The sequence below is a fragment of the Burkholderia perseverans genome (assembly GCF_022870505.1).
GTDB lineage: Bacteria > Pseudomonadota > Gammaproteobacteria > Burkholderiales > Burkholderiaceae > Burkholderia > Burkholderia plantarii.
This window is the reverse complement of record NZ_CP045093.1, coordinates 2506865-2529561: the sequence shown is the minus strand read 5'-3', so window position 1 is coordinate 2529561 and position 22697 is coordinate 2506865. Positions and strand designations below refer to the sequence as shown.

Sequence of the window (22697 nt, the reverse complement as noted above, 5' to 3'; positions counted from 1 at the left end):
GGAACCGATGATTGTACCTGGAAATGCATCCGTCGGGTAGGTTAAGTGCCTGATTTGTGTCAAAATTTCGACCATCGGATGCGACATTTGGCCTCGCGTCTGTGGGGCGGGTCACGTTGACGGGGGCGGATCGGTTACGCGGACGGGGCCTCGATTCCGCTTTTGCCGTAGAATGTCCGACTTGTTTTTAAATTTGACACCTCGTCCCATGGCGAAAAACGCAACTCCGGGCGCTGCGGCGTCGGGTGCCGGCTCCGATTCGGCGCCGGCTTCCTACGAAACGGCGCTCGAGGAGCTCGAGACGCTGGTCGCACGGATGGAGGGCGGGACCCTGAGCCTCGAGGATTCGCTGGGCGCGTATCGCCGCGGCGCAGTCCTTGTTGCGTTTTGCCAACAGCAGCTCGACAAGGTGGAGCAGCAGGTGCGCGTGCTCGACGGGGCCGCGCTGAAGCCGCACTCCACCGGCGTGGCCGCTACGGACGGCGAAGACGACGATCTATGACATTCGAACAATGGATGCGCGCGGTGCTGGCGCGCGTCGAAGATGCGCTTGGCCACTATCTGCCGGCCGAGACGGTGGTTCCCGGCACGCTTCACGAAGCGATGCGCTATGCGGTGATGGGTGGGGGCAAACGCGTGCGGCCGCTGCTGTGCCATGCGGCCGGTGAGTTGACGGGCGCGAGCGAGGCGGCCAGCAATGCCGCGTCGGCCGCGCTGGAGATGATCCACGTCTACTCGCTCGTCCACGACGACATGCCGTGCATGGATGACGACGCGCTGCGCCGCGGCAAGCCGACCGTCCATGTGCAGTACGACGAGCCGACGGCGCTGCTGGTCGGCGACGCGCTGCAATCGCAGGCGTTCGTCGCATTGACCGATGCCGCCGCGCTCTCGCCGCAGCAGCAGGCCGCGCTGGTGCGCGAGCTGGCGCTCGCGAGCGGCTCGATCGGCATGGCCGGCGGGCAGGCGATCGACCTCGCCAGCGTCGGCCAGACGCTGACGCGCGAACAGCTCGAAACGATGCACCGGATGAAGACGGGCGCGCTGCTGCGCGCCTCGGTGCGCATGGGTGCGCTGGCCGGCGAAACGCCGGGCGAAGACACGATGCGCGCGCTCGACGCCTATGCGGCCGCGGTCGGCCTCGCGTTCCAGGTGGTCGACGACATTCTCGACGTCACGACCGATTCCGCCACGCTCGGCAAGACGGCGGGCAAGGACGCGGCGGCCAACAAGCCCACCTACGTGTCGATCATCGGTCTCGATGCGTCGCGCGAGCTGGCCGCGCAGCTGCGTGCCGATGCGCACGCGGCGCTGCAACCGTTCGGCGCGCGCGCGCAACGCCTTGCCGAACTTGCCGACCTGGTAGTGAACCGGGTCAGCTGACGCGAAAGCCCGCCGCCGCGCCTGGCCTTGCAAGAAAGGCGCGCGAAGGAGTGCGGGCGCGTTTGATTTCCTACAATGGAACGACGATGTACGACCTGCTGAAAACCATCGACGATCCGGCGGACCTGCGCCGCCTCGATCGCCGCCAACTGCAACCGCTCGCCGACGAGCTGCGCGCGTTCGTGCTCGACAGCGTGTCGAAGACGGGCGGCCATTTGTCGTCCAACCTCGGCACCGTCGAACTGACGCTGGCGTTGCATTACGTGTTCAACACGCCGAACGATCGCATCGTGTGGGATGTCGGTCACCAGACCTATCCGCACAAGATCCTGACCGGCCGCCGCGACCAGATGGACACGCTGCGCCAGTTCGACGGCATCTCGGGCTTCCCGCGCCGCTCGGAGTCGGTCTACGACACGTTCGGCACCGCGCACTCGAGCACCTCGATCTCGGCCGCGCTCGGCATGGCGATCGGCAGCCAGCTGAACGGCGACGACCGCTTCTCGATCGCCGTGATCGGCGACGGCGCGATGACGGCCGGCATGGCGTTCGAGGCGATGAACAACGCCGGCGTGTCCGAGGACGCGAAGCTGCTCGTGATCCTCAACGACAACGACATGTCGATCTCGCCGCCGGTCGGCGCGCTGAACCGCCATCTCGCGCGCCTGATGTCGGGCCGTTTCTACGCGGCCGCGCGCGCCGGCGTGGAAAAGGTGCTGAGCGTCGCGCCGCCCGTGCTCGAACTCGCGCGCAAGCTCGAGGAGCACGCCAAGGGCATGGTCGTGCCGGCCACGCTGTTCGAGGAATTCGGCTTCAACTACATCGGCCCGATCGACGGTCACGACCTCGATTCGCTGATCCCGACGCTGCAGAACATCAAGGAGCTGCGCGGCCCGCAGTTCCTGCACGTGGTCACCAAGAAAGGCCAGGGCTACAAGCTCGCCGAGGCCGATCCGGTGCTCTACCACGGCCCGGGCAAGTTCAATCCGGCCGAAGGCATCAAGCCGTCGACGACGCCCGCCAAGAAGACCTACACGCAGGTGTTCGGCGAGTGGCTCTGCGACATGGCCGAGTTCGACGCGCGCGTGGTCGGCATCACGCCGGCAATGCGCGAGGGTTCGGGCATGGTCGAGTTCGAGAAGCGCTTCCCCGACCGCTACTACGACGTCGGCATCGCCGAGCAGCACGCCGTGACGTTCGCGGGCGGCCTCGCGACCGAAGGGCTCAAGCCGGTGGTGGCGATCTACTCGACGTTCCTGCAGCGCGCCTACGACCAGCTGATCCACGACGTTGCGCTGCAGAACCTGCCGGTGGTGTTCGCGATCGACCGCGCCGGCCTGGTCGGCGCCGACGGTGCGACGCACGCGGGCGCCTACGATCTCGCGTTCCTGCGCTGCATCCCGAACATGACGGTGATGGCCGCGTCCGACGAGGACGAGTGCCGCCAGATGCTCTACACGGCGGTGCAGCAGCCGAACCCGACGGCCGTGCGCTACCCGCGTGGCGCTGGCACCGGCGTGGCCACCGTGAAGGCGATGACGGCGCTGCCGGTCGGCAAGGGCGAAGTGCGCCGCCGCTCGGCGCAGCCCGAGGGCAAGCGCGTCGCGATCCTCGCGTTCGGCACGATGGTCGCGCCGTCGCTCGCGGCGGCCGAGGAACTCGACGCCACCGTGGCCAACATGCGCTTCGTGAAGCCGGTGGACGCGGAGCTGATCCGCGAACTCGCCGAGACGCACGACTACCTCGTGACGGTCGAGGAAGGCTGCGTGCAGGGCGGGGCCGGTTCGGCCTGCGTGGAAGCCCTGATGGAAAGTGGGGTTATCCGGCCCGTACTACAATTGGGCCTGCCCGATCGCTTCATCGATCACGGCGACCCGGCGAAGCTGCTGTCGCTGTGCGGCCTCGATGCGGCGGGCATCGCGAAGTCGATTCGCGAGCGCTTCCTGAGCCAGTCCGCCGAGCTCGCCAAGCAGGCGAAGCGGGTGGCCTGACGCAACAGATGGCAGGGCCGCTCGGCGGCCCCTCCGTCGCATCCGGAACGGAAAACATGGGCCTGCGGGCCCATGTTGCATTTCCGGCGTACCGCTTTCATGCGATGGCGCGCGCCGGCTCCGGCGCGCGACGCAATAACAAGGATCGAATCCAATGAACCAGATGAACCCCGGCTTCGCGATGCCCGACGTGCAGAGCACCGTCGATACGCGGCAGATCCCGATTCAGCGCGTCGGCGTGAAGGCGGTGCGGCATCCGCTGACCGTGCGCGGCGCCGCCGGCGAGATTCAGCCGAGCGTCGGGACGTGGAACCTCGACGTGCATCTGCCGGCCGACCAGAAGGGCACGCACATGTCGCGCTTCGTGGCGCTGCTCGAGGAAAACGACCAGCCGCTGACGGCCGGGGTGTTTCGCGGCCTGCTCGCGTCGATGCTCGTCAGGCTCGAGGCGCAGGCCGGCCGCATCGAGGTGTCGTTTCCGTATTTCGTGCGCAAGACGGCGCCCGTGTCGGGCGTGAAGAGCCTGCTCGACTATCAGGTGACGCTGGCCGGCGACGTCCGCGACGGCGTCACGCGGCTGTTCCTGAAGGTGCTCGTGCCGGTCACGAGCCTGTGCCCGTGTTCGAAGAAGATCTCGCAGTACGGCGCGCACAACCAGCGCTCGCACGTGACGATCGACGCCGAGTTGAACGCCGACGTGCCGGCCGAGGATCTGATCCGGATCGCCGAGGAAGAGGCATCGTGCGAGCTGTGGGGGCTGCTCAAGCGCCCCGACGAGAAGTTCGTCACCGAGCGCGCCTACGAGAACCCGAAGTTCGTCGAGGATCTGGTGCGCGACGTCGCGCAGCGGCTCGACGCGGACGAGCGGATCACCGCCTACGTGCTGGAGGCCGAGAACTTCGAGTCGATCCACAATCACAGCGCCTACGCGCTGATCGAGCGCGACAAGCGGATTGCCTGACGCGATGCGTGCCGCCGCCGCCGCGGTGTACCGAAACGAAAAACCCCTCGTCGTGACGAGGGGTTTTGTTTTTTGGGGCGCTGGCGTTCGCGCCGTTCAGCGCGCGAGCGAGGTCAGGTCCCAGCGCGGCTTCACCGTGAACGCATAGTCGCGATTCGCCTGCCCGGGCCAGCGCGCGAGGCGCAGCGCGCCGGCCAGCGCGATCATCGCGCCGTTGTCGGTGCAGAGCGCGAGATCGGGGTAGTGGACCTCGAAGCCGCGTTTCTTCGCGGCGGCCGACAGCGCCGCGCGCAGCTGCCGGTTCGCGCCGACGCCGCCCGCCACCACCAGGCGCTTCAGCTTCGTCTGCTTCAGCGCCGCGAGCGACTTGGCGACCAGCACGTCGACGGCCGCGTCGACGAAGCCGCGCGCCAGGTCGGCCTTCGCCGCGTCGAACGCCTGGCCCGTCGCGCCGCTCGCCTCGATCTTCTTCATCTGCGTGAGCACGGCCGTCTTCAGGCCGCTGAAGCTGAAATCGAGATCGCCCGAATGCAGCATCGGCCGCGGCAGCGCGACCGCGCCCGGGGTGCCGCGTTCGGCCAGCTTCGAGACTTCCGGGCCGCCCGGATAGCCGAGGCCGATCAGCTTGGCGGTCTTGTCGAACGCCTCGCCGGCCGCGTCGTCGAGCGTCTCGCCGAGCGTCTCGTAGACGCCCACGTCGGTCACGCACATCAGCTGCGTATGGCCGCCCGAGACCAGCAGCGCGACGAACGGGAACGGCGGCGGCGCCGCCACCAGCAGCGGCGAGAGCAGATGCCCCTCGAGATGGTGGATGCCGATGGTGGGCTTGTCCCAGGCCATCGCCAGCGCGTTCGCGATGCTCGCGCCGACCAGCAGCGCGCCCGCGAGGCCCGGGCCCTGCGTGAACGCGATCGCGTCGATGTCCTCGCGCCGCGCGCCGCCTTCGGCGAACACCTGCTCGAGCAGCGGCAGTGCGCGGCGGATGTGGTCGCGCGAGGCGAGTTCGGGCACGACGCCGCCGTATTCGCGGTGCATCGCGATCTGCGAGTGGAGCGCGTGCGAGACGAGGCCGCGCTCGGTGTCATAGAGCGCGAGGCCGGTTTCGTCGCACGAGCTTTCGATGCCGAGGACAAGCATGGTTCGGTGGAGCGGCCGGATGGCCGGATAGGCAATGGCAACCGGGCAGTATACCAGCGCGTCCCGGTTCGGCGCCCGGGCTCGCGTGGCCGGCGGGCTGGCCGGGGCGGCGATGCCGGGCCGAAACGTGGTCGTCGGCCGCGAGTACCGTTCCCGATCGGCCTCGGCTGGCCGATGCCGGCCGCGGACCCGAGGCGCCGCCCGCCCGCGGCCGGCCGGCGATGGCGGTGAGGGCGGTTACAATCCGCGCCATGGAAAATTTCGATATCGCCGTGATCGGCGCGGGCGCGGCCGGCATGATGAGCGCGGCCGTGGCCGGGCAACTCGGGCGCCGCGTCGTGCTGATCGATCATTCGCCGCGCCTGGCGGAAAAGATCCGGATCTCGGGCGGCGGCCGCTGCAACTTCACGAACCTGAACGCCGGCCCCGACAACTATCTCTCGCAGAATCCGCGCTTCTGCCGCTCGGCGCTGGCGCGCTACACGCCGCGCGACTTCCTCGCGCTGCTGACGCGGCATCGCATCACCTGGCACGAGAAGCACAAGGGCCAGCTGTTCTGCGACCAGCTCAGCGACGGCATCATCGACGCGCTGAAGTCCGAGTGCGACGCCGGCCGCATCACCTGGCGGCGGCCGGTGGCCGTGGAGGCGGTGCGCCACGCCGAGGGCGCCGGCTTCACGCTCGACACGAACGCCGGCGCGATCGGCGCGAAGGCGCTGATCGTCGCCACCGGCGGCCTCTCGATCCCGAAGATCGGCGCGACCGATTTCGCCTACCGGCTCGCCAAGCAGTTCGGCCACAAGCTGATCGACACGCGCCCGGCGCTGGTGCCGCTGACCTTCGCGGCGGCCGACTGGGCGCCGTTTGCGGCGCTGTCGGGCGTGTCGCTGGAGGTGCGCGTGGCGACCGGCGGCAAGAAGGAGGGCGGTGAGTTCGTCGAGGACCTGCTGCTCACGCACCGCGGCCTGTCCGGCCCCGGCATCCTGCAGATCTCGAGCTACTGGCGCCCCGGCGAGCCGATCCACATCGACCTGCTGCCGCGCGAGGACGCCGCCGCCGCGCTGCTCGAGGCCAAGTCGGGCTCGAAGCGGCAGATCGGCGCGCTGCTGTCCGAATGGGTGCCGGCGCGGCTCGCCCAGGTCTGGCTCGAAACCCAGCGGATCGCTCCCGACGCGCGGCTCGCCGACCTGTCGGACAAGGCGTTGCGTCAGGTCGGCGCCGCGCTGTCGCGCTGGACGCTGGTGCCCGACGGCACCGAGGGCTACCGCAAGGCCGAGGTGACGAAGGGCGGCGTCGACACGCGCGAGCTGTCGTCGACGACGATGATGAGCGCGCGGGTGCCCGGCCTGTTCTTCATCGGCGAATCGGTCGACGTGACCGGCTGGCTCGGCGGCTACAACTTCCAGTGGGCCTGGGCCTCGGGCGTGGCCGCCGGGCAGGCCGCGGCGGAGCTGGCGAGAAGTGCTTGACGCGATAGTGCATTTGTGCAACCTGTCTGCTATACTCCGAAGCCTTTCTCCGTAAACTCCTTTTTCTGTGACGGGTCATGACGATCATTCGCGTTAAAGAAAACGAGCCTTTTGAAGTCGCGATGCGCCGCTTCAAGCGCACGATCGAGAAAAACGGCTTGTTGACCGAGCTTCGTGCTCGCGAGTTTTACGAGAAACCCACGGCCGAGCGCAAGCGCAAGAAAGCGGCCGCCGTGAAGCGTCACTACAAGCGCATTCGCAGCCAGACGCTGCCGAAGAAGCTCTACTGAGAGCGGCGCGAGTCACCGTATATCGAAGCGTCGCCGGGCTGGCCGGGCGGCGCGCCGGTGGTCCCATCCTGCGGGCTGTCGATGCCGGATTCGAGCAAACCCGCTTGAGACACTCTCAAGCGGGTTTTTGTGTTGAGGTCCGGCATTCCGACGTCCGATGTTTTTTCCTCACCCGGGTGAATCCATGAGTTTGAAAGACCAGATCAGCGAAGACATGAAGACCGCGATGCGCGCGAAGGACAGCCTGCGACTCGGCGCGATCCGTCTGCTGCTGTCCGCGATCAAGCAGCGCGAGGTCGACGAGCGCATCACGCTCGACGATGCCGGTGTCACGTCGATCGTCGACAAGATGCTGAAGCAGCGCAAGGATTCGATCTCGCAGTTCCAGGCCGCCGGCCGCGACGACCTGGCCGCGCAGGAGCAGGCCGAGATGGCGGTGCTGATCGCCTACATGCCGGCGCAGCTGTCCGACGCCGAAGTGGCGGACGCCGTGCAGGAAGTGGTGGTGGAGCTCGGCGCCTCCGGCCCGCAGGACCTGGGCCGCGTGATGGCCGCGCTGAAGACCCGGCTGGCCGGCAAGGCCGACATGACGGCCGTGGCCGGGCTCGCCAAGGCGGCGCTCGCCAGGTGAGCGAGGCCGGGCACGCGCCGTGCCCGATGCGCCCAGCCGATGTCGTCATCATGATCCCGCATTCGTTCCTTCAGGACCTGCTCAACCGCGTCGATATCGTCGACGTGGTGGGCCGTTACGTCCAGCTGAAGAAGGGCGGTGCCAACTTCATGGGGCTGTGCCCGTTCCACAACGAGAAGAGCCCGTCGTTCACGGTCAGCCCGACCAAGCAGTTCTATCACTGCTTCGGCTGCGGCGCGCACGGCACCGCGATCGGCTTTCTGATGGAGCACGCCGGGCTCACGTTCCCCGAGGCCGTCGAGCAGCTCGCGCAATCGGTCGGGCTGAGCGTGCCGCGCGAGCCGTCGCCGATGCGCGGCGGCGGTGGCTACGGCGGCGAGGGTGCGCCGCTGCCGGCCGTGTCGAAAACGGTGACCACGGCGCTGACCGACGTGATGCAGACCGCCTGCGACTACTATCGCAAGCAACTGCGCGGCGCGCCGAACGCGATCCAATACCTGAAGAAGCGCGGCCTCACGGGCGAGATCGCGCTGCGCTTCGGGCTCGGCTACGCGCCCGACGGCTGGCAGAACCTGGAAAGCGCGTTCGACGACTACCGGCGCGAGGAGCTGGTCGACGCCGGGCTCGTGATCGTCAGCGAAAAGACCGACGCGCAGGGCACCGCGCGCCGCTACGACCGGTTCCGCGAGCGGATCATGTTCCCGATCCGCAACGTGAAGGGTGCCGTGATCGGCTTCGGCGGCCGCGTGCTCGATTCCGGCGAGCCGAAGTACCTCAATTCGCCGGAAACGCCGCTCTTCAACAAGGGCAGCGAGCTGTACGGGCTGTTCGAGGCGCGCCTCGCGATCCGCGAGCATAAGTACGCGCTGGTGGTGGAAGGCTACATGGACGTGGTCGCGCTCGCGCAGCTCGGCTTCCCGAACGCGGTGGCCACGCTCGGCACGGCCTGCACGCCGATCCACGTGCAGAAACTGCTGCGGCAGACCGATACCGTGGTGTTCAGCTTCGACGGCGATTCGGCCGGCCGCCGCGCCGCGCGCCGCGCACTCGAGGCCTGCCTGCCGCACGCGGCCGACAACCGGACGATCCGCTTCCTGTTCCTGCCGCCCGAGCACGACCCGGACAGCTACGTGCGCGAATTCGGCGCCGACGCGTTTTCCGAGCAGGTGCGCCGCGCCATGCCGCTGTCGCAATTCCTGCTCAACGAGGCGATCCACGACAAGGAACTCGACCAGCCGGAAGGGCGCGCCAAGGCGCTGTTCGACGCGAAGCCGCTGCTGCAGGCGCTGCCCGCCAACGCGCTGCGCGCGCAGATCATGCACATGTTCGCCGACCGGCTCGACATCCCGTTCGAGGAAGTGGCGTCCCTGAGCGACGTCGATTCGCGGATTCCCGCGCCGGTGCGCCAGGCGCCCGCGCGCAACGACCGCCGGCGCGTGACCGATCACGAGAAGCGCGCACTGCGTAACCTGATCATGCATCCGCGCATCGCGATGCTGCTCGACGACGACGAGGTCGGCACGCTGCGCGGCCTGCCGAGAAATGGGGAACTGTTCGATGAGGTGCTCGGCCACGCACGCGAGCTGGGCGATGCGGCGGAATTCCGGCTGTTGCCCGACGTTCTGCGCAGTTCGGCGAACGCGGAAACCTACGACGAAATCATTCGCGAAATTCTCGACTATGATGAAAACGTCCGTGACCTGATGTCGGAGGCCCCCGAGGGCGGCGACGCGCAGGAAATCGTGCGGGAACGGGAGCGGATCGCGGGCGAGGAACTGAAGGCGGCCGTGCTGAAGATGCGCTACGACGCCTGCAACGACCGCTGCAACGAGCTGGCGAGGATCTCGAAGCCGTCCCCGGAGGAACTGGCCGAGCTCGTCGGATTGAACCGCGCGCGCACCGAAATGAAGGCGCGGCTCGGACTGTAAACGCGTCACTAACGGAAACGGAGAGGGGAAGGGAGAGGCTTACCCCAACGTGCTATAATACAAGGTTTTCAGCGGTTTGTTTTCTAAGCACAGAGGCGAGATTCGCAATGGCAAAGACGACAAGCGGGAAAAGAGCAGTGGGCAAGGGCTCCGACGAGCCGACCGGCAAGGTCACGAAGGCCAGATCTGCTTCTTCCGCCAAGTCGGTGTCCGGCGCGTCGCCCGCTGGCAGGAAACGCACCGTGGCCGGCACCGCGAAGGCTGCGCCGGCGCCGACGGCTCGCGCATCACGAGCCGTCGCGAAATCCGAATCGCGTGCGGCGGCAAGGCCGCCGGCGAGACGGATCAGTGCGAATAGCGCAAGGGCAGCGGCTGCCGCCGCGGACGAAACGGCAGTACGCACTACTCAAGCATCCACGGTTCAACAGGCTGTTGTCCAGCAGCCGCGAGTCGAATTAGCCGGTACGGCGAACTCCATGACGAAAAAGCTGAACGAAGTACCCGTCGATGACGACGCAACCCAGAGCGAAGAGCAGCCGACGGCCGCTGCAGCGGGCAAGGAAAAGACGACCAAGGCGCGCGACCGCCGCGCGAAGGAAAAGCTGCTGCTGAAGGAAGCGTTCGCGACGAGCCAGCCCGGCACGGCCGAGGAGCTCGAGGAGCGGCGCGTGAAGCTGCGCGCGCTCATCAAGCTGGGCAAGGAGCGCGGCTTCCTGACCTATGCCGAAATCAACGACCATCTGCCCGACAACTTCACGGAAACGGAAGCGCTGGAAGGCATCATCGGTACGTTCAACGACATGGGCGTGGCGGTGTACGAGCAGGCGCCCGATGCGGAGACGCTGCTGCTGAACGACAACGCGCCCGCCGCGTCGTCGGACGACGAGGTCGAGGAAGAAGCGGAAGTCGCGCTGTCGACCGTTGACTCCGAGTTCGGCCGCACGACCGATCCGGTGCGGATGTACATGCGCGAGATGGGCACGGTCGAGCTGCTCACGCGCGAGGGCGAAATCGAGATCGCGAAGCGTATCGAGGACGGCCTGCGCCACATGGTGATGGCGATTTCCGCGTGCCCGACCACGATCGCCGACATCCTCGCGATGGCCGAGCGCGTCGCCAACGACGAGATCCGTGTCGACGAACTCGTCGACGGCCTGCTCGATCCGAACGCCGAGGACACCGACGGTTTCAACGCGAAGGAAGCGGAAGAGGCCGAGGAAGCCGACGAGGACGCAGAGGAAGCGAGCGAGGACGAGGAAGCGGAAGACGATGACGGCGCCGCCCAGGCGACCGCCAACGCCGCCCAGCTCGAAGCGCTCAAGCGTGCCTCGCTCGAGAAGTTCGCGATGATCAGCGAGTGGTTCGACAAGATGCGCCGCGCGTTCGAGAAGGAGGGCTACAAGTCGAAGTCCTACCTGAAGGCGCAGGAGACGATCCAGAACGAACTGATGTCGATCCGCTTCACCGCGCGTACCGTCGAGCGCCTGTGCGACACGCTGCGTGCGCAGGTGGACGAGGTGCGTCAGGTCGAGCGTCAGATCCTGCACATCGTCGTCGACAAGTGCGGCATGCCGCGCTCGGAATTCATCGCGCGTTTCCCGGGCAGCGAGACCGATCTCACGTGGGCCGAGAAGGTCGCGTCGGAAAGCCATTCGTACAGCGCGATCCTGGTGCGCAACATCCCGGCGATCCACGAACAGCAGCAACGCCTGCTCGACCTGCAGGCGCGCGTGGTGCTGCCGCTGAAGGACCTGAAGGAAACCAACCGCCAGATGGCGGCCGGCGAACTGAAGGCGCGTCAGGCCAAGCGCGAGATGACCGAGGCGAACCTGCGTCTCGTGATCTCGATCGCGAAGAAGTACACGAACCGCGGCCTGCAGTTCCTCGACCTGATTCAGGAAGGCAACATCGGCCTGATGAAGGCGGTGGACAAGTTCGAATACCGCCGCGGCTACAAGTTCTCGACCTACGCGACGTGGTGGATCCGCCAGGCCATCACGCGCTCGATCGCGGACCAGGCGCGCACGATCCGGATCCCGGTTCACATGATCGAGACGATCAACAAGATGAACCGGATCTCGCGTCAGATCCTGCAGGAGACCGGCCTCGAACCCGATCCGGCGACGCTCGCCGAGAAGATGGAGATGCCCGAGGACAAGATCCGCAAGATCATGAAGATCGCGAAGGAACCGATCTCGATGGAAACGCCGATCGGCGACGACGACGATTCGCATCTCGGCGACTTCATCGAGGATTCGAACACGGTTGCTCCGGCCGATGCCGCGCTGCACGCGAGCATGCGCGACGTCGTGAAGGATGTGCTCGATTCGCTGACGCCGCGCGAGGCGAAGGTGCTGCGGATGCGTTTCGGCATCGAGATGAGCACCGATCACACGCTCGAGGAAGTCGGCAAGCAGTTCGACGTCACGCGTGAGCGGATCCGCCAGATCGAGGCGAAGGCGCTGCGCAAGCTGCGCCACCCGAGCCGTTCGGACAAGCTGAAGTCGTTCCTCGAAGGGAACTGATCGGCATCAGCGTCCCGTGCCGCCGCCGGCTGAAGTCGCCGGCGGCGGTGCTTCTCTCCCCCATTGTTCGGTACAATGCCGTCCCCGGCAGCAGCGGCGGACGCGCGTCAATGCGATACGCCATCGCGTCGTAGTCAGGGCCTGTAGCTCAGCGGTTAGAGCAGTCGACTCATAATCGATTGGTCGCGGGTTCGAACCCCGCCGGGCCCACCAAAAATCTTCCTGTCGCGTCAAAGGCTTAGCCCGAACCACCTTCTCTCCGGGGAGGAATCGGGGAAGAAATGGCCGCTTCGAGGCGATTCATCTCGATATCGTTCTGGCATAAACGCCCTGAGCTACAAAGCTGAGCTCATCAGTATCGTGTTGCCTGGACGGTCGTGAACAGCAAGACGATGCCCTCGACGCGCTGGATAAGCGCCCATCCCGTACAGCCGGCTGAGGCCCACCCGCCACGTTGCGCGTCGCATCTGATGCAACGAATCGACGAGGGCATTCCATCGGTCAATGTTGTGCGGGTCCGGTGCGGTCCGAGGCAGGTTCCTGGTTCGATTGACCCAGCTGTTAGCCGGGGCAGTCTGGCGTTTCGGCAGCAGCGAGCGCATGACGAACCTCCCATGAGGTCTCGACGGCTCGTTTGCCGTACAGCACGGCGATTTCGTGGCCAGCGCCGCACAAAGAGATCAAATCGCTGGGATCTGGCGTGCCCGCCGTCAAATGATGCGAGATCGCGTCGAAGATCGCGCTGACGTAGCGAAAAGCGCGGATGCCCGCATCCAGTTCATCCGCAGCCCGGAGGACGCCCCTGGTGTTCTCGCTCATGTGGACACCTTTTCGTTCGCCAGTTCGGCAAGCCTGCGGAGTGCCTCGCCGACAACATCGAGAGCGTCGCGATCGGTGGGGGCGAGCACCGCAGCTCTCAGGGCGTCGCGAGCAATCGAGACGAGATGCCCAGTGGATGGGATCAAGCGGTCAGCAGATGCGCTTACTCGTCGGTAATCTCGATCGACGCACCGACTTTGCGGCACTTCTCGAGAACCTGTTCCACCGTGGCAGCACGGTCCTGCAGCGCCAGGGCGAGAAACAGCATTGGGAGCGCCATCGGCCGCGGATCGGCGCCTCCCGTGTACTTCCGCCACTGATTGTTGCCGGCCAACCCGAACATTTGGGCCATCTGCTCGCCGGTGAAGCCGAGCTCCGTCTTCAGCGCGCGCAGATCCTCCGGCGTCGGAGGAAAATATTTGAGAACCATAGGTATGGTCGCGCCGATTCCGCGCGAATACGAACATATTCGTCATGTCGTTCCTTTTCGGAGGTAGCGGGCTACGCGACGCGTTACCCAATGCGATTCAATCTAGCCCCTAAAGGGCTTCGCGTCAATGAACGAGCAGCGTGCCCAGAGAGCTACTTCGTCGCAGGAGCGTCCTCGCGTTGGGACATGCCGGTCAAAAATTTTTGTCTATGTGGCGGGCGTCGAATTTGAATTTGCTAGCGGCTGCTGACATAGTCCGGCGTGAGGGGAGGAGGGGGGGCTAGTGTGCTCTGGGTAGTCCAAACCTGAACTCGACGTTGACCCGCCCGATCGGCTGCCCTCGCACGCGGTGCGCGTCGAGCTAACGCTACGGATCCGGCCCAGGCTGTCGAGCGGCGCGGCGCCAACCGCGTACTCGAGCACATCGAATGCGAAGTGTTCGTGCTGTACTGACCTTGGCCCACCATATTCCCATCCGGCATAGTCTGATAGCACCTCGCCAATCCTTTATCTAAAAGGGTTTGCGGGGCTTTTATGTCTGTGGTGATGCACCGATGGATACCGACATCTGCGCGGGCAACGCGGCTCCACGATTGCCGTCGCTTGGGAATAGAACCCGAAGCCCGGGTGTTGTGAAGCACGTTGCAACATCCCATTTGAGCTACGGAGCGATTCGATGGCTACCAGTGACAACACCGGCGCGTCCGCCGATCCCTACAATCCGGCGGACAAGCCGGAGACCTCAGCGATGACGTTCGAGCGCCAGAGCGGCAACGGGGATCGCTACTACACGCGGCCGGTCGAGATCGACAGCGTCGTCGATGCCGACCGCATCATCGGCACCGATCAGAACCATATCCGCCTGGTGGACAAGCAGGACCATTTTTATCGCGCCATGCATCGCGACGAATACGATGCATGGCAGACCGTCTTCAAACAAGGCACACCGGAGTTGCACGCAAAGAAGTACACGGAACTCAAGGCACTGCAGATCGAGGGCCATCAGGGCTGGGCCAGCTATCGGGCGTATTCGGAGGAATATCTGAGCGAAAAGAACGGATACACGCATCGAGGTGCATGCGCCGAATTTCGTCCCGGATATGCGCAGCGTCGGCTTCAAGAGCGGCAAGGGCGAATCCAAGGACAGTTCGTGGGGGCTGGGTCTGAACTCGAGCAATTCCTTCGGCCCCGACGGGAAATCCAACAAGGCACTGAGCAAGGCCTACGAGGAGGCGAAGAAGACGGGTCAGCTGCTCTCGCCGGGCGGCAAGAAAGAGCAGCAGCTCAAAGAGAAGGCCAAGTCGCTGGCGCCGTATTTCTTCTGCAAGAACATGCAGAGCATGAGGACGGTCAACATCCGCTCGACGCAGGACAAGCCGACTGCCGCCACGTTGAAAGAGCCGGCGGCGGGCGGCCGTGGCAACAAGAAAAGGAAATGAGCCGCGGCGAGCAATATCAGCCTTGATGCTGCGCTGCTTTCGGATAAAGCCGGCAGCGTGCGAAGGCATAGCCGTGGTCGGCATGCGGCTTGACCGGACGTTTGGGGAACTGCGCGGATGACATTGAGCGTGGCATCAATTTCCGAATCATCGATATGACGGGGCCGCTCCGCCGAACGTGCCCGACTCGCCTTGGTGAGGTCGGGACCATCCCGCGCCGGCCACGTCTACTGGATCGCACCTCCGGGCTATCCGGCTCGATCTGCGGTCGCCTCCAGCCACCGGCACGGCCTGCCCGACACTCAGCCATTGCATCGTCCGGTCGATTAATTCGCCGGACCATTCCTGTTGGAATTGCCGGGTAAATTCTCTCGCGTTTCCGGGATTTTTCATTTTAAAATCGTAAGCCAACTTCCGCTGGATGCCCCGAATCTCCCAATCATAAGTAATCGGCGTCCAGCTTTCCCGGGGCAGTCCATGTCACTTAACCCGATAATTATCTCGGATAGCGACGCCTATGACGCGTTGTCACAAGTGTTGTTCCGGGCTGCGTGCGAATAAATTATTTGGGTTTGGTAGGATGAAGTTGTGCGTTGCAATAAACACAACCCGGCACAAAGCGGGTTGAGTGGATTTCATGTAAATAACGAAATCAATTTGTTTTTGCCGCAGTGAAAAAGACGCACAAAGTCATTTGCATGATTGGAAATTCCGGCAATGTCATGGAAACGGTTTTCTCTCCTTTCCTGGTGCCTGGCCTTGAAACGTCGCGCCGTGGCCGGTGCGATGACGGCTTCGCGAAGTAGCGCATCAATGCTTTGAAAAATTGAAGGAAATCGGGCACGAGCTATGCCTTTCTAGCGCAGCGGGATTGCGGCCGCGTGGCATGGCGGGTCGGTATTTTCGCGCCTGCGTCTTTCTCCTTCAAGCACTTCTGCAAGTGAATCTCGGACCTACTGGAAAATCCCGGCCAGGGATATTCCAGGGCGGCGTGCTGCACGGTACTAATTCTTCGATACGAACGATGGTTAATTGCCGTAACAACCTAGGGGTGAGGTCATGTTAAAAGTTGGGTACGTCATCGGTACTCGGCCCGAAGCGGTTAAATGTGCGATCCCGTTTATGGCCATGGAAAGCGATGCTCGATTCGAACCGTTTCTGATTTCCACCGGTCAGCACGCGGAAATGCTGTATTCCGCACTGGATGTTTTCGGAATAACGCCAGTCGCCGACCTGAAGGTGATGCAGCCGGAACAGACGATTACCGGTATTACCGAGCGCATTTTGTCCGGACTTTCGAAATTGCCGCTGATGCGCGAACTCGACGCGATCGTGGTGCATGGCGATACCGCGAGCACGGTCGCCGGGGCGATTTTCGGGTTTCAGAACAAAATTCCGGTCATTCATCTGGAGGCAGGGCTGCGCAGTACGCGGCTCGATTCGCCGTTCCCGGAAGAGGGCAATCGCCGGCTCGTCGCGCAGATCAGCTCATACCACCTGGCGCCGACCACCGGGAACTACCTCAACCTGCTGCGCGAGGGGATTGCTCACGATCGCATCGCGATCACGGGCAATACCGTCGTCGATGCCCTGTTCTGGAGCATCCAGAAGGCGCGCGGCTACCTTGATCCGGTGCTCGACGAGATCGACCAGGACCCGCGCCGGATCGTGCTGGCATCCACGCATCGCCGCGAGTCGTGGCCCAAATTGCCGATGCTGGCGGATGCGCTGGCGGAGGTCGCGCAGCTGTCGAACGTGCGGCTGGTGATTCCCATGCACAAGAATCCGGTGGTGCGCAACGCGCTGCTGCCGAGGCTCGAGGGCCATCCGAACGTCACCGTGCTCGAACCGCTTCCGTATCTGGGCTTCGTGCGGCTCATGATGCGCGCCGACCTGATCCTCTCGGACAGCAGCGGCGCCGAGGAGGAAGGGCCGGCGATGGGCAAGCCGACCTTGATACTGCGCGAGATCAGCGAGCGCCGGGAAGCGATCGATCTCGGATCGGCCAAGCTGGTGGGACGCAGCAAGGAGGAGATCGTCCGGGAGGTGAGCGCGGTGCTGTCCGACGGCAACGTCTATCAGCAGTTCGTGTCGGGCGGGTGCCCATACGGGGACGGGGCTGCCTCCGCGCGCGTGCTCAACGCGATCGCGCATTTCTTCGGCGACGAACCCGCGGTGGAGCCTTATACCGGCCGCGGCCACCCGGTTCCCCGCGTGCTCGAAAGCGCCGACATCGGGGACAAGGAAATCGCCGGGGCCACGCTGTGATCATCGAGCGCGCCTGCCAATGGCGGCCGCTCGCGTTCTCCGGCGATCTCCTGACCGCGCGCGTGACGCTCAACGATGGCCAGCTCTATCTCGAGGATCGGGCCATCGTCGTCAACACGAACACGGCCGTGGCGAACGTTCATGGATGGCGTCGGGAACGCATTGCCCCGATGTCGTCCGTATGGCTGCGGGACGTCGCGATCGATGCGCCGGCGAACCTGCTGCTGCTGACGCCCTCCGCCGGCCTGCGGCCCGAGGATATGGCGCGGGAGCCCGGCTGGACGCGGTTTCATCACGAGGGCCGGCCGATCGATCTCTGGCGTTCGCCCTCGGACGTGATCGGCGAGGTGTGGCTCGACGTCGGCGCGCTGCACGAGACGCCGGATGGCGACGCGCCGGCGAGCGCGCGCTGGAAGCGTTTTCGCGTGGCGGTCAATCTCTGGTTCGCGCCGGCGCGAACGCATTGCCTGATCCATCGCGAGCACGCGTTCATCGAAATCCATTCGCAGATTGCCGGCGTCGGTCACATGCAGAAATTCCGCTCGCAGGACTACGCGAGCCTGTACGAAGACATCGCCCTCGCACCGGGGGCCACGACGGAGCGTCCGTTCTGCGTCGTGAATGACGAGGATGTTCCGGTCTATCCATGGCATCAATATTTCGCGGAGTCGGACTGCATCTGGCTCGCGATCGAATATCACGCACTCGTGGAGCGAAACGAACATGCATGACAACACCAACAAACTCCTGGTCCCGACGTTCGACAAGGTCGTCGTGGCCGACCAGCTTCGTGACGGCTACTGGCTGGAGGCACCCGACATCGATCAGGACGGCAAGCCGGACCTGTTCGGCTACGGGCTGTCGCTGGGAGAAATCTACTGGTACGAGAACGAGAGCTGGACGCGGCATCTGGCGGTCGACGGCATCCACATGCCGGTGGGCGGCGACTACGCGGACGTGAACGGCAACGGCTACCCCGACATCATCGTCTGCTACGAGCTGTACGGGCCGGGCGGCACGCTGTACGACGCCAATCCGACCGGCGGCAAGATCGACTGGATCGAGAACCCGGGGCCGAAGCTGTCGTCGGGCGCGCGCTGGATCCGGCACTACGTCGGCCGGACGACCGGCATGCACCGGCTTCGCGCGGGCCATTTCACACGCGACGATCGTCTCGAGATCGCGGGCCTGCCGATCGTGCCGAAGGGGAACATCCATTCCGTGCTGCCGGTCGTCCTGTTCGCCGCGCCGGAGGACGTGGGGAGCGCGCCGGAATGGGTCATGTCGACGATCGACGACAGCTTCTTCCGCCTCGTGCATGGCGCGGAAAAGAAGCGCGGCCTGATTCCCGGCTCCAATCGCGATTCGCTGATGCTGGCCTCGGACGAGGGCGTCACCTGGCTGTACTACGACGAGCATGCCGAGCGCTGGCAGAAGGTCCTGATCGGCGAGGGCGAGCGGACCCAGTTCGAGCTCACGGGATTTCGCGGCAGCGGCGATGTCGACGTCGGCCGGATCGGCAGCGATCCGTTTGCCTATGTGGCCGCGGTGGAGCCGTTTCACGGCAACACGGTCGCCGTCTACGTGAAGGACTCGATCGGCGAGTCGCCGGAGAAGACGACGTGGAAGCGCATCATCCTCGACGTCTTCGGGGATACCAACGAAAACGGCGAAGGCCCGGGACACCAGATCGTCTGCGCCGATTTCGACGGCGATGGCGAGGACGAGTTTCTGGTGGCGCTGCGCGGGCCGTGGCCGTGGCAAGGCGTGTTCTATTACAAGGCGGTCGATATCGCCAACGGCGTCTTCTCCCGGTGGCGCGTGTCCGACGAATCGGTGGCGCGAATCGCGGTGGCCGATTTCAACGGGGATGGCCGTCTGGATTTCGCGACGATTGCCTATTCGGTTCCCAAGTACTTCGTCGCCAAGCAGGCCCGGATCGCCGTCCATCGCAATACCTTCGCGCCGGTGAAGCCCGGGCTCCGTTCCTGATCAGCCGTGTCGGATCGGGCGACGCGCAGGGGCGCCGCCCGGATCCGGCACCCGGGCGCGAGCGGGGCCGCTTCGTTCAATGCGGCGGCTGACCGGGCGGCCGGTGTCATCGCGGTCGCCGGCTCGTCGGCCGGAAGCCGGCATTGGAGTCGAGTCACCGATAAGCAGTACTGAAAAAATATCCGGTTCGTGGCTGCCCGGCGATTCCGCGCTTGCCGGGCCGACGAATTTTTTTGCGGAAAACAACGACAAGTCAATTTTATTTCGATTCCGAATCATCGTCGAAGGGAATAAAAATGAACACCTCATCCGTTGCGCCAAAAGTGACCGCCAAAGGTGACAGGTTGCCGGCGCTGCCGAGCCTGACCGGGTTCCGGTTCATCGTTTCGCTGCTCGTGTTCCTGTTCCATGTGTCGGTGGCGAACTCTCCGATCCCGCCTTACAAGCCCGTCAATCCGTTCGGAGATCCGCAGATCGCGACGCATTTTTCCTACGCGCTCGCACAGATGGGGTACATCGGGGTTTCGTACTTCTTCGTCCTGACCGGCTTCATCATCACCTGGTCGTCGTTTCCGTTCGGCGAGTCGAAGCTGTCGTTCTGGCGGCGGCGCATCGTGAAGATCTATCCGAATCACGTCGTGATCTTCATCCTGGCGCTGGGCCTGTTCTCGTGGAATTACACGTCGTTCGACATCGCGATCAAGAACCTGCTGCTGGTACATGCGTTCTTTCCGCAACCGAACGTGTCAGTGAGCGTCAACCCGCCATCGTGGTCGCTGTGCGCCGACATACTGTTCTATCTGGCGTTCCCGTTCCTGATCAAGCTGGTGGCGCCGCTACGGGCGCGAGGGCTGTGGCTGGCGGTGGCCGCGACGGCGCTGGTGATCCTGCTGATCCCGGTGGTGAACGACGAGTACGTCGTGAACTATCCGAAATCGCCGATCACGCCGATCTCCGCCACGCAGTTCTGGTTCGGATACCTCTTCCCGTTGTCCCGGATGTTCGATTTCGTGCTGGGCGTCGTGCTGGCACGTATCGTCATGCTCGGAATCTGGCCGCGGATCGGATTCTGGCGCGCCGTGCTGCTGGTGGTCGTCAGCGTGGTGGTCGCCAAGTTCCTGCCGTTCATTTACAGCCTGGACGCGGTTTCAATCATTCCGATCGCCGTGCTGATCTGCGAAATATCGGCGGACGACCTCAAGGGCGACGGCATCGCGTTCATCAAGAGCAAGTTCATGCAGCGGCTCGGGGACATGTCGTTCGGGTTCTACATCTGCCAGGGCATCACGGTGTTCTATCTGAGGACGCTGGTGACCGGCACCTATGGCGTGACGGAATCGATTCTGCTGATTGCCGCCAGCTTCGTGGCGACGCTGTTCGGCGGATGGGTGCTTTACGCGGGAGTCGAGCGTCCCGCCATGCGCCACTGGGGCCGCAGCCGGAAGCGCGGCCGGGCCGAAATCAAGACCGAGATAACGCAATCACAGAGCTCCTGATCGCCGCGCGGTGCGGCGGTCGCGGCGGGCCGGATCAGCGAGCCGGATCAACGGGCAGGGAGGAGGCGCAGGGCGGTTTGGCGGGATTCGTGAAATTCAGGGCGGCGGGTATTTTCAACGAGGAACCTATGTCATTGACTAGAAGACGGTTTATTGGCAGCAGCCTGGCGGCGGTCGGTTCGGAGACGCTGATTTCCAGGGCCTTGGGGGCAAAGGAGACAACACCGCTTCGCTTTCAGAAGGGGCCGCGGATCACGTCGAGCGATCCGCGCTACCCGGAGCTGCGAAGCGGCAACAACCAGCGATTCGTCGCGACGCCAGAGTACGTGCGCATGATCCGCTCGCCGGAGGATGCGCTGCTGGCGGTGCAGGAGGCCGTCGCCACCAGCAAGCGCGTGTCGGTGCGCAGCGGCGGACACTGCTTTGCGGATTTCGTCTGCAATCCGTCCGTGCAGGTGATTCTGGACCTGTCGGAGATGAAGGGCGTCTACCTCGACGAGAAGGAGAACGCGTTCGTGGTCGAGGCGGGAGCCCGCCTGATCGACGTCTACGAGCAGCTCTACAAGGGCTGGGGCGTCAGCCTGCCGGGCGGCATCTGCTACAGCGTCGGTGCGGGCGGCCATGTGGCGGGAGGCGGCTATGGGCTGTTGTCCCGGGCGCACGGGCTGGTGGTCGATCACCTCTGGATGGTGGAACTGGTGGTGGTGGACCGCTCGGGAAAGGCGCGTCTCGTGCGTGCGTCGCGCGACCCGAACGATCCGAACCACGACCTCTGGTGGGGCCATACGGGCGGCGGCGGCGGCAATTTCGGCGTGGTGACGAAGTACTGGTTCCGTTCGCCGACGGACGAGGCGGCGGCGCGGAAGACGATCCTGATGGCCCCGCCGTCGACGGTGCTGGTCAGCGCGGTGTCGTTCGACTGGAGCCAACTGGACGAGGCGGCGTTTTCCCGGATCCTGTTGAACTTCGGGAGCTGGCACGAGAAGAACAGTGCGCCCGACTCGCCCTATACGCGTCTTTCCAGCCTCTTCAACGTGAGCCCGAAAGCCACCGGGTCGATGGGGATGTTCACGCAGGTGGACGCGACGGTCGGCAATCCCGAGAAGCTGCTGGATGACTACATGAGCGCCATTCTCGACGGCACCAACGTGACGCCGAGGCCGGCCGTCAGGCCGATCGGCGAACTTCGCGCGATGCCCGAGCACTTCGAGCCGACGCGGCTGCCGTGGCTCCAGGCGACGCGCCTCGTCGGCACCAATAATCCGACCATCACCAACCCGACCTCGCGGGGCGGCCACAAGTCCGCCTACATGAAGAAGAACTTCACGCCGCGCCAGATCAGTACGTTGTATCAGGCGATGACGCAGGAAGGTTTTTCCAATCCCGACACGATGCTCGTGCTGTTCTCGTTCGGCGGCCAGGTCAACGCGCGCGCGACGGGAGACACCGCGAACGTGCAGCGCTCGTCCGTCTTCAAGATGTGCTTCCAGACGTTCTGGCAGTCGGAGAGCGAGGACGCGTACTACCTGGGCTGGTTGAGAAACCTGTACTCGAAGTTCTTTGCCGGGACGGGCGGTGTGCCGGTCCCGAACGAGCAGGCCGACGGCTGCTACATCAACTACCCGGATGTCGACATGCGCAATCCGGAGTTCAACACCTCGGGCGTTCGCTGGTCGGAGCTCTATTTTCAGGGCAATTACCCGCGTCTTCAGGCCGTCAAGAGCCGGTGGGATCCGGGTAACTTCTTCCGGCATTCGCTGTCGATCGAGCCCGTCGGCGCGTAGGCGTGTAGGCGCGGCGGGTTTCCCGATGTCGCGAGGCATCTTGCGGGGGCCGCCCGTCGATCGATGAACGTCTCGTCGGCGACGGGCGGCAGGCGTTTCGGGAGGGGAGAGCCTCTGTGACGCGGATCGATTCGTCAACCAACAAACCGCAGTC

Annotated in this window: 19 protein-coding genes and 1 tRNA gene; 16 read left to right on the top strand and 4 right to left on the bottom strand. The window is 64.8% G+C overall.

What is annotated here, in order from left to right; all coding sequences use genetic code 11:
• Window positions 1-208 precede the first annotated feature (208 nt).
• The 4 genes from BpN12_RS10410 to folE2 all read left to right on the top strand — a co-directional run bounded on the left by BpN12_RS10410 (window position 209) and on the right by folE2 (window position 4335).
• Window positions 209-502 (top strand): exodeoxyribonuclease VII small subunit, encoded by a 294-nt coding sequence (locus BpN12_RS10410; protein WP_246792460.1) that lies wholly within the window; start codon window positions 209-211, stop codon window positions 500-502.
• Window positions 499-1383, top strand: a complete 885-nt coding sequence (locus BpN12_RS10405; protein WP_246792459.1) for a polyprenyl synthetase family protein — start codon at window positions 499-501, stop codon at window positions 1381-1383. The genes BpN12_RS10410 and BpN12_RS10405 overlap by 4 nt, the downstream gene beginning before the upstream one ends.
• A gap of 86 nt (window positions 1384-1469) precedes the next feature.
• Window positions 1470-3374 carry a 1-deoxy-D-xylulose-5-phosphate synthase gene (dxs, locus tag BpN12_RS10400; RefSeq protein WP_246792458.1) on the top strand — a complete coding sequence of 635 codons (1905 nt, stop codon included), beginning with the start codon at window positions 1470-1472 and terminating at the stop codon, window positions 3372-3374.
• Window positions 3375-3528: 154 nt separating this feature from the next.
• Window positions 3529-4335, top strand: coding sequence for a GTP cyclohydrolase FolE2 (folE2, locus tag BpN12_RS10395; RefSeq protein ID WP_246792457.1), 807 nt, complete (start codon window positions 3529-3531; stop codon window positions 4333-4335).
• A gap of 96 nt (window positions 4336-4431) precedes the next feature.
• Here the strand turns inward: folE2 and tsaD are convergent, their stop codons facing one another.
• Window positions 4432-5472 (bottom strand): tRNA (adenosine(37)-N6)-threonylcarbamoyltransferase complex transferase subunit TsaD, encoded by a 1041-nt coding sequence (gene tsaD / locus BpN12_RS10390; RefSeq protein WP_246792455.1) that lies wholly within the window; start codon window positions 5470-5472, stop codon window positions 4432-4434.
• Window positions 5473-5693: 221 nt separating this feature from the next.
• On the opposite strand from tsaD, the gene BpN12_RS10385 reads away from it, so the two are divergent.
• The 4 genes from BpN12_RS10385 to dnaG all read left to right on the top strand — a co-directional run bounded on the left by BpN12_RS10385 (window position 5694) and on the right by dnaG (window position 9790).
• A complete protein-coding gene (locus BpN12_RS10385) occupies window positions 5694-6941 on the top strand; it encodes a BaiN/RdsA family NAD(P)/FAD-dependent oxidoreductase (protein ID WP_280529113.1) in 1248 nt (415 codons plus the stop codon).
• Between the two features lie 77 nt (window positions 6942-7018).
• Complete coding sequence (gene rpsU / locus BpN12_RS10380) at window positions 7019-7231, top strand: 30S ribosomal protein S21 (RefSeq protein WP_006479415.1); 213 nt, start codon at window positions 7019-7021, stop codon at window positions 7229-7231.
• Between the two features lie 184 nt (window positions 7232-7415).
• The gene (locus BpN12_RS10375) at window positions 7416-7862 is read left to right on the top strand and encodes a GatB/YqeY domain-containing protein (RefSeq protein WP_246792450.1); all 447 of its coding nucleotides are present in this window, start codon (window positions 7416-7418) and stop codon (window positions 7860-7862) included.
• Window positions 7863-7912: 50 nt separating this feature from the next.
• Window positions 7913-9790 carry a DNA primase gene (gene dnaG / locus BpN12_RS10370; RefSeq protein WP_246792448.1) on the top strand — a complete coding sequence of 626 codons (1878 nt, stop codon included), beginning with the start codon at window positions 7913-7915 and terminating at the stop codon, window positions 9788-9790.
• 52 nt (window positions 9791-9842) lie between these two features.
• On the opposite strand, the gene BpN12_RS10365 is transcribed toward dnaG, so the two are convergent.
• A complete protein-coding gene (locus BpN12_RS10365) occupies window positions 9843-10193 on the bottom strand; it encodes an RNA polymerase subunit sigma (RefSeq protein WP_226993840.1) in 351 nt (116 codons plus the stop codon).
• Here BpN12_RS10365 and rpoD point away from each other — a divergent pair.
• Together rpoD and BpN12_RS10355 are read left to right on the top strand one after the other, a co-directional pair.
• Entirely contained in the window at window positions 10135-12315 is a 2181-nt protein-coding gene (rpoD, locus tag BpN12_RS10360; RefSeq protein ID WP_246794681.1) for an RNA polymerase sigma factor RpoD, read from the top strand. The genes BpN12_RS10365 and rpoD overlap by 59 nt on opposite strands.
• A gap of 137 nt (window positions 12316-12452) precedes the next feature.
• Window positions 12453-12528 (top strand) — tRNA-Ile (locus tag BpN12_RS10355).
• 348 nt (window positions 12529-12876) lie between these two features.
• Here the strand turns inward: BpN12_RS10355 and BpN12_RS10350 are convergent.
• Entirely contained in the window at window positions 12877-13134 is a 258-nt protein-coding gene (locus BpN12_RS10350) for a hypothetical protein (RefSeq protein WP_246792447.1), read from the bottom strand.
• Between the two features lie 163 nt (window positions 13135-13297).
• Window positions 13298-13564: a hypothetical protein gene (locus BpN12_RS10345; RefSeq protein ID WP_063891214.1), complete on the bottom strand. Its 267-nt coding sequence runs from the start codon at window positions 13562-13564 to the stop codon at window positions 13298-13300.
• A gap of 676 nt (window positions 13565-14240) precedes the next feature.
• On the opposite strand from BpN12_RS10345, the gene BpN12_RS10340 reads away from it, so the two are divergent.
• The 6 genes from BpN12_RS10340 to BpN12_RS10315 all read left to right on the top strand — a co-directional run bounded on the left by BpN12_RS10340 (window position 14241) and on the right by BpN12_RS10315 (window position 22543).
• A complete protein-coding gene (locus BpN12_RS10340; RefSeq protein WP_246792446.1) occupies window positions 14241-15029 on the top strand; it encodes a hypothetical protein in 789 nt (262 codons plus the stop codon).
• 1033 nt (window positions 15030-16062) lie between these two features.
• Complete coding sequence (wecB, locus tag BpN12_RS10335) at window positions 16063-17271, top strand: non-hydrolyzing UDP-N-acetylglucosamine 2-epimerase (protein WP_280529112.1); 1209 nt, start codon at window positions 16063-16065, stop codon at window positions 17269-17271.
• Window positions 17268-18002, top strand: a complete 735-nt coding sequence (locus BpN12_RS10330) for a hypothetical protein (RefSeq protein ID WP_246792444.1) — start codon at window positions 17268-17270, stop codon at window positions 18000-18002. Before wecB ends, BpN12_RS10330 begins: the two co-directional genes overlap by 4 nt.
• A complete protein-coding gene (locus BpN12_RS10325; RefSeq protein ID WP_246792443.1) occupies window positions 17893-19263 on the top strand; it encodes an FG-GAP repeat domain-containing protein in 1371 nt (456 codons plus the stop codon). Before BpN12_RS10330 ends, BpN12_RS10325 begins: the two co-directional genes overlap by 110 nt.
• Window positions 19264-19559: 296 nt before the next feature.
• A complete protein-coding gene (locus tag BpN12_RS10320) occupies window positions 19560-20759 on the top strand; it encodes an acyltransferase family protein (protein ID WP_246792442.1) in 1200 nt (399 codons plus the stop codon).
• Between the two features lie 128 nt (window positions 20760-20887).
• Window positions 20888-22543, top strand: coding sequence for an FAD-binding oxidoreductase (locus tag BpN12_RS10315; protein WP_246792441.1), 1656 nt, complete (start codon window positions 20888-20890; stop codon window positions 22541-22543).
• The last annotated feature ends 154 nt before the right edge of the window (window positions 22544-22697 follow it).